Below are 10273 nucleotides of genomic sequence, written 5' to 3' on the forward strand. Positions count from 1 at the left end.
TCCTCCTTATCATCCAAATCGCCTTGGTACATCTGAATCTAGATTTGTCATCATTGCTAGACGTCTTTAGATGTTTTTCTTAACGTAATAGTTCTTTTTCATGCGGTAAGATTGTATCTGGGAAAATTTCTGTTGGATATTTACCTGTAAAGCATGCTAGGCATAATCCACGGTTTTCATCTTCATATGGTCTTGCAATCGTCTCCACCATACCTTCAACAGAAAGGAATGTTAGGGAATCGGCTCCTATAGCTTCACGGATTGCATCTACATTGTGGCTAGATGCAATCAATTCTTCATGTGTTGAAGTATCGATGCCATAATAGCAAGGATCCGTCATCGGTGGCGAAGAAATGACAACATGTACTTCTGCCGCCCCTGCATCTTTTAACATTTTTACAATACGTCGTGAAGTTGTACCGCGAACGATTGAATCGTCCACCATCACTACTCGTTTACCTTTTACGACTTGAACAACTGGAGAAAGCTTCATTTTTACACCGCGTTCACGTAATTCCTGTGTCGGTTGGATAAATGTACGACCTACATAACGATTCTTAATAAGACCTAGCTCATACGGAATACCGCTTTCCTCTGCAAAGCCAATTGCAGCTGAAATACTTGAATCAGGTACACCTGTTACAACATCAGCTTCAATATGGGCACATTCACGAGCAAGCTGTTTGCCCATACGTTTACGCGCCATGTGGACGTTAATCCCATCAATATCAGAATCAGGACGTGCTAAATAAACGTACTCCATCGCACACATTGCACGTTTATCCATATCTACAAAACGATCAGATTTTACACCCTCATCGTTAATAATTAATAACTCACCAGGTTCAACAGATCGAACAAATTCTGCACCTATTAAATCAAATGCACAAGTTTCAGAGGCCACAACCCAGCCATCTCCTAGTTTTCCAAGAGATAATGGACGTAAACCATGTGGATCACGTGCGACAAGCATTTCATCTTTAGTCATAATTAAGCACGAATACGCACCCTTTAATAATGAGAGGGCATTTTTCACCTTTGCACGGAATGGTGAATGCGAGCTTTTCTTAATAAGATGTGCTAGCACTTCTGTATCGGAGCTGGAATGGAAAATACTCCCTTGACGCTCTAAGTACTGTTTTAAGTGCGTTGCATTGACTAAATTACCGTTATGAGCAATTGAAAGGCTACCAGTTGACGAGTGGAATAATAACGGCTGTACATTTTCAATACCGCCTCCTCCAGCAGTCGTATAACGGACATGGGCAATTGCAGCTTTTCCGTCCACTGCCTTTAATTTCTCTTCGTTGAAAACATCATTAACTAGTCCTTCGCCTTTCACCGCGCGAAGATGCTGACCGTCAGAAACCACGATCCCAGCGCCTTCTTGGCCACGGTGTTGAAGAGCATGAAGCCCGTAATAACTAAGGTGTGCGGGATTCGGGTTGCCCCAAATACCAAACACCCCACATTCTTCGTTTAAGCCTCTGAGTTCAGCAAGCATGGGATTGCTCCTTTCCAATTAGAACGGAATTCCTCCACTGTACCTTCTACAAGCACACCGTTGTCACCGTCGATTTTAACAAGCGCATCGTTTGTTACGACACCGATTTTCATTGCGTCTTTTACAATTTCTACAAATGCAGCTGCATTTTCTTCTTTCACTGTTACAACGAAGCGAGATTGTGTTTCACTAAATAATGCTGTTGTAGCAGAGCCTGTTAATGTCACATCAAGACCTAAGCCATTTGCGCCAAATGTTGTTTCAGCAAGTGCAACTGCAAGACCGCCTTCTGCTACATCATGTGCAGATTGTACGATTCCTGCTTTAATCGCTTTAAGCAATGCTTGTTGACGTGCAGTTTCAATCTGTAGGTCAATAGCTGGTGCTTTCCCTGAAATAACCCCATTATTTAATAATTTTTGAAGCTCCGAACCACCGAACTCAGTTTTTGTATCACCGATCACAAATACTACATCTCCAGCAGCTTTTACATCTTGAGTTGTGACATGAGCCAAATCTTCAATTAGTCCAACCATACCGATTGTTGGTGTTGGGTAAACCGCTTCACCAGAACGCTCGTTATAAAGAGAGACGTTACCGCCGATTACTGGTGAATTCAGTGCTGTACAAGCGGCTGAAATACCATCAGCTGATTTTTCAATTTGCCAGAAGATTTCTGGTTTCTCGGGATTGCCGAAGTTTAAGCAGTCAGTAATCGCTAATGGTGTACCACCAGATGCTACGATATTACGAGCCGCCTCTGCTACAGCAATGGCACCGCCTACTTCTGGATCTAGGAAAATATAACGAGAGTTACAGTCTGTAGTCATCGCTAATCCTTTGTTCGTACCACGCACGCGGATAACGGCTGCATCCGAACCTGGAGCAACAACTGTTGATGTACGAACTTGATAATCATATTGATCGTAAACCCACTCTTTTGAAGCAACTGTTGGTGCTTTTAAAAGTGCATTTAATGTATCTTTGTAATCTGTTATTACTGGTTCTGTGTTTTCCATCGCCTGGAACTCAGCATAGTAAGCAGGCTCTGCAGATGGTTTATGATAAACTGGTGCATCTTCTGCAAGTGCATCAGCAGGTACTTCAGCTACAACTTCGCCATTATGTAATAGGCGTAGCATTTTATCATCCGTCACGCGACCAATTGCCACAGCATCTAAATCATATTTATCGAAAATCGCTTTAATTTCATCTTCGCGACCTTTTTTCACAACAAGTAGCATACGCTCCTGAGATTCAGATAGCATCATTTCATATGCTGTCATGCCTGTCTCACGTTGAGGTACTAAGTCTAAGTTCATTTCTACACCAGAGCCAGCCTTAGAAGCCATTTCTGCTGATGAAGAAGTAAGACCAGCAGCACCCATATCTTGAATACCTACTAGCGCGTCAGACTTTACAACTTCTAAACATGCTTCAAGTAAAAGTTTCTCCATAAATGGATCTCCTACTTGTACTGCTGGACGTTGGTTCTCAGATTCTTCTGTTAACTCTTCAGATGCAAATGTTGCACCATGGATACCGTCACGACCTGTTTTAGCGCCAACATACATGACTGTATTCCCTACACCAGCTGCAATTCCACGTTGAATATCTTTGTGGTCAATTAAACCTACACACATTGCATTCACTAGTGGGTTGCCTTCATAGCAAGGATCGAATTGAATCTCCCCACCTACTGTAGGAATCCCGATGCAGTTACCGTAACCTGCGATACCAGCAACTACTTCTTCAAATAAATATTTACCACGCGCTGATTTTAATTCGCCAAAGCGTAGAGAATTCAGCATCGCAATTGGACGTGCACCCATTGAGAAAACGTCACGGATAATACCACCAACACCTGTAGCAGCACCTTGATAAGGCTCAATTGCTGATGGGTGGTTATGTGATTCCATTTTAAATACAACTGCTTGTTCGTCACCAATATCAACGATACCAGCACCTTCACCTGGACCTTGTAAAACTTGTGGACCCTTTGTAGGGAATTTACTTAACACTGGTTTTGAATTTTTGTATGAGCAGTGCTCAGACCACATTACGGAGAAAAGACCTGTCTCTGTCCAGTTTGGTAGTCGTCCTAAAATACCTTCTACCATTGCAAATTCTTCGTCTGACATCCCCATACCAGCGTATAATTTTTGATCTTTAATTTGCTGTGCTGTTGGCTCAAACTTAGTTGTTGACATGATTTTCCCTCCACTGCTTTACAATTGATTTAAATACTGCTAGACCATCTGCTCCGCCCACCAGTGCATCAACAGCTCGCTCTGGGTGAGGCATCATACCTAGTACATTGCCGCGCTCGTTTATAATCCCTGCGATATCTTCTAAAGAACCGTTTGGATTTTCGCCTGAGTATGTGAACACGATTTGATTGTTATCTTTTAATTGTTGCAAAGTTTCCTCGTCACAGTAGTAGTTACCTTCACCATGTGCGATTGGAATATTGATCATTTGACCTTGCTCATATTGGTTTGTGAATAATGTATTATTGTTTTCAACTTTAAGCTGGATTGTACGGCACATAAATTTCAAATTTTTGTTACGAAGTAATGCACCTGGTAATAAACCTGCTTCAGTTAAGATTTGGAATCCATTACATACTCCCAATACCGGCTTACCAGCATCTGCTGCCTTCTTGACCTCTGCCATAATATTAGATTGGTTTGCCATCGCACCACAGCGAAGATAATCCCCGTATGAGAAGCCTCCTGGTACTAAAATGCCATCAAAGCCACTTAAATCTGTTGCTGTATGCCATACATATTCTACTTCTTCACCTAGCTCGTCTTTAATCGCATGATACATATCGATATCACAGTTTGACCCAGGGAAAACGAGTACTGCGAATTTCATGATTAGTTAGCCTCCTCGACTTCGTAACGGTAGTCTTCGATTACAACGTTAGTTAAAACCTTTTCACACATTTCTTTTACTAGAGTATCAATATCACGTTCTGTATCTTTAATTGCTAATTCAAGATATTTACCGATACGTAAATCTTCTACTTCAGCGTAACCCATCTTCACTAAAGAACCTTGTACAGCTGAACCTTGTGGATCAAGAATGCTCTCACGTAATGTTACGTAAATTTTAACTTTTTTCATTGTTATTTGCCTCCGAGTCTAGAAAGTATAATAGTATAAACTTCAGTTAAATTACCAAGGTCTCTACGAAAGACATCTTTGTCTAACTTTTGCTTTGTAGTTGCATCCCAAAGTCTGCATGTATCTGGTGATATTTCATCTGCCAGCAGTACATTTCCATCATTGTCACGTCCGAACTCTAATTTAAAGTCAATTAGTGTAACGTTGACATCTGCAAATAGTGGTTGCAAAACTTTGTTCACTACAAGTGCGCCATCATAAATGGCTGTCACTTCCTCAGGTGTTGCAAGATCAAGTACGTCGATATGCTCCGTTGTAATGAGCGGATCGCCTAGCTCATCGTCTTTATAATAAAACTCAACGATTGGGCGTTTTAATGGTGTACCTTCCTCAAGGCCAAGACGTTTCGCTAAGCTACCTGCCGCTATATTACGAACTACGACCTCAATTGGAATAATATCTACCTTTTTTACAAGCTGCTGCGTATCAGATAATTGTTTTACGAAATGTGACGCAATTCCGTTTGCTTGTAATTTTTCGAAAATTAAAGAGGTAATGCGATTATTTAATACGCCTTTGCCTTCAATTTCTTCTTTTTTCTCACCATTAAACGCTGTTGCACTATCCTTGTATTCAACGAGTAACACATTTGGCTCCTCTGTTGTATACAATTTTTTTGCTTTACCTTCATACAAAAGTTGACCTTTAGTCATTTCGTTACTCCCCCTGATATTATGAAATACACACGTATTGTTCAGAATTGAATCGTACGTATACGATTCAATTCTGTAACATCCGCTAGTGACTCTACTCAATCAATTTCGCCTTGGCGTAATTGCGTCCGGATTTTGAATTGTGCTAGCACAATTCAAAATCCGTGACATCCGCCGGAGGCATTATCTTCATTCAGTTTCTGAATGAAGATAAATATTAGTTAAGTCCAAGACGCTCAAAAATCATATCTACATGCTGTAAATGGTAGTTGTAGTCAAAGCAATCATCTAGCTCTTCCTTCGTTAAATACGATGTAATTTTTTCACTTGCATCGACTAACGTACGGAATTGAACTTGCTCGTCCCACGCCTGCATCGCTAAAGGTTGTACTGTATCATACGCTTCCTCACGCACTAACCCTTTATCGATAAGTGCTAATAAGATACGTTGAGAGTAAATTAAACCAAAAGTACGACCCATATTACGTTTCATGTTTTCAGGGAATACTGTTAAGTTTTTCACAATGTTACCGAAGCGATTTAACATATAGTTAAGTGTAATCGTTGCATCCGGTAAAATAACGCGCTCTGCAGATGAATGTGAAATATCACGCTCATGCCATAAAGCTACGTTTTCATAAGCCGTTACCATATAGCCACGCATTAAACGTGACATACCAACCATGTTTTCAGACCCGATTGGATTACGTTTATGAGGCATCGCTGACGAACCTTTTTGACCTTTTGCAAATGCTTCTTCAACTTCTCGCGTTTCAGATTTTTGCAAACCGCGAATCTCTGTTGCAAATTTCTCTATTGATGTTGCGATTAATGCCAACGCACCTAAATATTGAGCATGGCGATCACGTTGTAATGTTTGAGTTGAAATAGTTGATGCTGCTAGTCCTAATTTATCGCATACATATTGCTCAACTTGAGGATCGATATTGGCATATGTTCCAACTGCTCCAGACATTTTTCCTGTTTCAATTACTTTTGCCGCTGCTTCAAAGCGTTCTAGGTTACGCTTCATCTCTTCATACCATAAACCTAGTTTTAAACCGAAAGTTGTTGGCTCAGCATGAACACCATGTGTACGTCCCATCATAACCGTATGCTTATGCTCTTTCGCTTTTGCTGCAATAATATCAATGAAGTTCACGATGTCTTTGCGTAAAATATCATTCGCTTGTTTAATTATATAAGAAAGGGCTGTATCAACTACGTCAGTAGAAGTTAAACCATAGTGCACCCATTTTCGCTCTTCACCAAGTGTTTCAGAAACAGCACGAGTAAACGCTACAACATCATGACGTGTTTCTTTCTCAATCTCTAAAATACGATTAACATCAAATGAAGCATTTTCACGAATTTTAACTACATCCTCTTTCGGAATGTCGCCAATTTCTACCCAAGCCTCACATGCTAAAATTTCAACTTCTAGCCAAGCTTGATATTTATTTTGTTCTGTCCAAATTGCGCCCATTTCGGGTCTTGTGTAACGTTCGATCATTGCGTTTCTCCTTCTATTCTGACCAAATGCCAGAACTCTCGATTTGTTGTAGTGTTTCTTCTAAGTTTTTTGTCATAATCGTTACGTGGCCCATCTTACGGTTCACCTTAGCTTCAGCTTTCCCATAAAGATGTATAGACCATTCAGGATATTTAGCAATTGAGTTACTAAGTGGCATGACATGCTGCCCTAAAACATTTACCATAATAGATGGTGCCCAAAGTTGTGGTTTACGTAATGGCCAACCACAAACAGCGCGTATATGCTGATGGAACTGTGAAACATTACATGCTTCTAATGAATAGTGACCTGAATTATGAGGTCTTGGTGCTAATTCATTAATAACAATTCCACCATCTTCTAATACAAACATTTCTACTGCTAATGTCCCTACTAAATTTAAATAATCAGCAATTTTCAAGGCTTCTCGCTCTGCAGCCTGTGCTGTTTCTTCTTTTATACGAGCTGGTACAATCGTTTCATGTAAAATATGATGAACATGAATATTTTCTCCAACTGGCTGACAATATGATTCACCATTACCGTTTCTTTGTACAATGACAGACACCTCTTTAACAAAAGGTACAAATCCCTCAGCAATACATTGTGAATGAGAGAAAAGCTCCTTTGCTAACGGTAGATCTTCGGCAGATTTTAAAAGTTGCTGCCCCTTGCCATCGTAACCACCTCTTGCTGTTTTGACTATACAAGGATAACCAATCCTATCGATATTGGCTAGTAATTCTTCATATGTATTTACAACCAAATAAGGGGCTACCGGACAACCTGCGTTCACAATCGCTTCTTTCTCAGTCACACGGTTTTGTGTGATGCGTACAAGCTCTGCTCCTTGTGGAACGTAGGCCATTTGTGTTAAACGTTTTAAGCCATCATAATCGATATTTTCAAATTCATACGTTATAACGTCACTTACCTCGGCAAGCTCTTCTAAAGCTGCCTCATCATCATATGGGGCTACAATACGTACATCCGCAACCTGTCCACCTGGTGAATCCATTGATGGTTCAAGAACGGCGATTTTAAAGCCTGCTTCTTTAGCAGCAAGTGCCATCATACGGCCAAGCTGCCCTCCTCCGATAACGCCTATCGTCTGCCCTGGATAAATTATCTTCGTCACACTAAGTCACCTGTGCTTTCCAGTACTTGTTGCTTCGTAGCTTCACGTCTAGCATCTAGTTTATTAGCAAGCTCTGCATCTGTTGTCGATAAAATTTGCGCTGCAAGCAAGCCCGCATTCGTCGCTCCCGCTTTGCCAATCGCTACTGTTGCTACAGGTACACCGCCAGGCATTTGAACGATTGATAATAAAGAATCAAGACCGTTAAGAGCACGAGATTGTACAGGTACACCGATTACCGGTAGCGTTGTTTTAGCTGCTACCATTCCAGGTAAATGCGCAGCTCCACCTGCACCAGCAATAATTACTTGAATACCTCGCTCACGTGCTGATTCTGCATACTCAAACATTAAATCAGGAGTACGATGTGCAGATACAACCTTTTTCTCGTACGGTACTTGTAATTCATCTAAAATATCACATGCATGTTTCATTGTTTCCCAGTCACTTGAACTCCCCATAATGACACCGATTTTCGGATTCATGATTGTCGCTCCTTTTTAACGTTAGAAAAATGATCAAATATTGTGCAAGCCTCTATTTCTCATATAGCTATTGCAATCTTTACTTTTTATAACAAAGAAAGTCCCCAAATAAACTACTCCCTACCATACACGTGAAAGCAGTTTACTTGAGGACTTATTATGAAAAGAATATGCAAATGTACATTTCTGCACACAAACCTTCCCGTAACATGCCAAAAGTGCTTTCCCGCATAGTCCAGCATTTACGGTGCCGGGTAGAGACACTAGAGCCAATCCTCTAGCATATATGTGGGATTTATTTGTTTTTCCTTCTCATATTTTAACAAGTCATTCCTTTATAGTCAACCCAAAATGCGAACATTTTATTTTAGTCATTTGTAAATGTTCGGATTTCGGTAAAATTCAATCGAAATCTTGCCATAACATCGCTTTAAATTGTATTTTTTGACGTAAATACGTTGGTTCTCCATTGACTAAGTGAAAAATCGGTTCTTCTTTTCTTCCCACTGCCATATATCCATCTCGACGCATTCTTGCCAAACAATCTTCAATTGACTCGTTTTCTTCTACTTCATACCAAATTTGTTTTTTTCCCAAATCTTTCTTCCTCTCAACCTTGTTTCCAATTATTTTCCCTCGTATGAATTTCCATTATACCTTGAGATTCTTCATTTAGTATGTATGATTTATTAATGAAATGCTCTTCACCATAACGTAGGGTTGATTTCTATTTCGACTGGTGCTTTTCTGGGGGTGTCAGATTTCTGCTAAGAGCAACAACTGTTTTTGTCTGTGCGAAAGCGAAGCGGCAGCGACAACAACTGGTTGTGGCCGCGAATGCGTTATCACAAAACGTGATGCTCTTACCTTCATTTCTACTGACTCGCTCCAAGGGTCTCGGGCCAACACGATGTTGGTCACGAAGGCGTTATCACAGGATGTGATGATTTTAGCCTTCGTTCCTCTATTGCTGATCCACAATGAGTCTCCTAGCTTCCTCTTCATTCAACTTTATACATAATTGGAGACAAATTAAAAGAACTGCAGAAAAATAAACGCTGCAGCTCTTTATTAAGGATTTTGAAATCCGTAGATTCCCATTAAATATGCATCTAGGAAAAGGAACATTAAAAAAGCATTGAGTACAATCAAAACCATACGGATATCGCCTTTAATGCCAAAAATTGCGCTGATTATCCCAAGTACCCCTAATACAAATGGCGTAAATATACTTAGATCGTAAAAAAAGTTCAAAAAACTACCATACTATTTTGATGAATCATAGCCAAACATAAAGAATGAAATCATTAAAGATAAGATAGATATAGCAGAAAAAATGTTACGTCTCATTTTTACTTCCTCCAATATCAATCAATGATATGTGTGATAGACCTAATTCATTTTTTACTTGAAATTTAAGTTCGTTCTACTTTATTCATTAAGCAATAATTTATGGTTCTATATCAAACATTGAGGTAAGGTATAACCTGTCCGTCAATTTGATAGCTCTATCCGTCTGTTCGTTCTATCTCTCACTTTGCCCCTTCTACCGTGTGAAGAGTGTCGGGCTATTCACATCCATCTTAAATAGAACCCAATTAATTAAGTGAATTTTAATATTTAAATAACTATATCATTTTTTTATTATGCTATAAAACAAAAAAAGCCGAGGAATAAATCCTCGACTTTTTTAAGTGCCTAGCGACGTCCTACTCTCACAGGGGGAAGCCCCCAACTACCATCGGCGCTAAAGAGCTTAACTTCCGTGTTCGGTATGGGAACGGGTGTG

General features: G+C 40.1%; 9 protein-coding genes, 1 rRNA gene and 1 riboswitch. All 10 genes read right to left on the reverse strand.

Annotation, left to right across the window (positions count from 1 at the left end; all coding sequences use genetic code 11):
- Positions 1–79: 79 nt before the first annotated feature.
- Positions 80–1504 (reverse strand): amidophosphoribosyltransferase, encoded by a 1425-nt coding sequence (purF, locus tag ACIQLB_RS21200; RefSeq protein WP_400730435.1) that lies wholly within the window; start codon positions 1502–1504, stop codon positions 80–82.
- A complete protein-coding gene (gene purL, locus ACIQLB_RS21205; RefSeq protein ID WP_400730437.1) occupies positions 1480–3714 on the reverse strand; it encodes a phosphoribosylformylglycinamidine synthase subunit PurL in 2235 nt (744 codons plus the stop codon). Before purL ends, purF begins: the two co-directional genes overlap by 25 nt.
- Positions 3701–4384 (reverse strand): phosphoribosylformylglycinamidine synthase subunit PurQ, encoded by a 684-nt coding sequence (purQ, locus tag ACIQLB_RS21210; protein ID WP_386846391.1) that lies wholly within the window; start codon positions 4382–4384, stop codon positions 3701–3703. The genes purL and purQ overlap by 14 nt, the downstream gene beginning before the upstream one ends.
- Before the next feature lie 2 nt (positions 4385–4386).
- Positions 4387–4635 carry a phosphoribosylformylglycinamidine synthase subunit PurS gene (gene purS, locus ACIQLB_RS21215; RefSeq protein WP_079562648.1) on the reverse strand — a complete coding sequence of 83 codons (249 nt, stop codon included), beginning with the start codon at positions 4633–4635 and terminating at the stop codon, positions 4387–4389.
- Positions 4636–4637: 2 nt separating this feature from the next.
- The gene (purC, locus tag ACIQLB_RS21220) at positions 4638–5348 is read right to left on the reverse strand and encodes a phosphoribosylaminoimidazolesuccinocarboxamide synthase (RefSeq protein ID WP_400730440.1); all 711 of its coding nucleotides are present in this window, start codon (positions 5346–5348) and stop codon (positions 4638–4640) included.
- Between the two features lie 217 nt (positions 5349–5565).
- On the reverse strand, positions 5566–6861 hold the full coding sequence (gene purB, locus ACIQLB_RS21225) for an adenylosuccinate lyase (protein ID WP_400730442.1): 1296 nt from the start codon (positions 6859–6861) through the stop codon (positions 5566–5568).
- A 13-nt stretch (positions 6862–6874) separates the two neighbouring features.
- The gene (gene purK, locus ACIQLB_RS21230; protein WP_400730444.1) at positions 6875–7999 is read right to left on the reverse strand and encodes a 5-(carboxyamino)imidazole ribonucleotide synthase; all 1125 of its coding nucleotides are present in this window, start codon (positions 7997–7999) and stop codon (positions 6875–6877) included.
- A complete protein-coding gene (purE, locus tag ACIQLB_RS21235; RefSeq protein ID WP_053597212.1) occupies positions 7996–8484 on the reverse strand; it encodes a 5-(carboxyamino)imidazole ribonucleotide mutase in 489 nt (162 codons plus the stop codon). Before purE ends, purK begins: the two co-directional genes overlap by 4 nt.
- Before the next feature lie 211 nt (positions 8485–8695).
- Positions 8696–8794, reverse strand: a riboswitch (purine riboswitch).
- 92 nt (positions 8795–8886) lie between these two features.
- A complete protein-coding gene (locus ACIQLB_RS21240; RefSeq protein WP_400730446.1) occupies positions 8887–9081 on the reverse strand; it encodes an NETI motif-containing protein in 195 nt (64 codons plus the stop codon).
- A 1099-nt stretch (positions 9082–10180) separates the two neighbouring features.
- Positions 10181–10273 (reverse strand): 5S ribosomal RNA (gene rrf, locus ACIQLB_RS21245); the annotation flags it as partial.

Origin of the sequence: Lysinibacillus sp. NPDC092081 (assembly GCF_044755845.1) — a bacterium.
Taxonomy (GTDB): Bacteria; Bacillota; Bacilli; order Bacillales_A; family Planococcaceae; genus Lysinibacillus.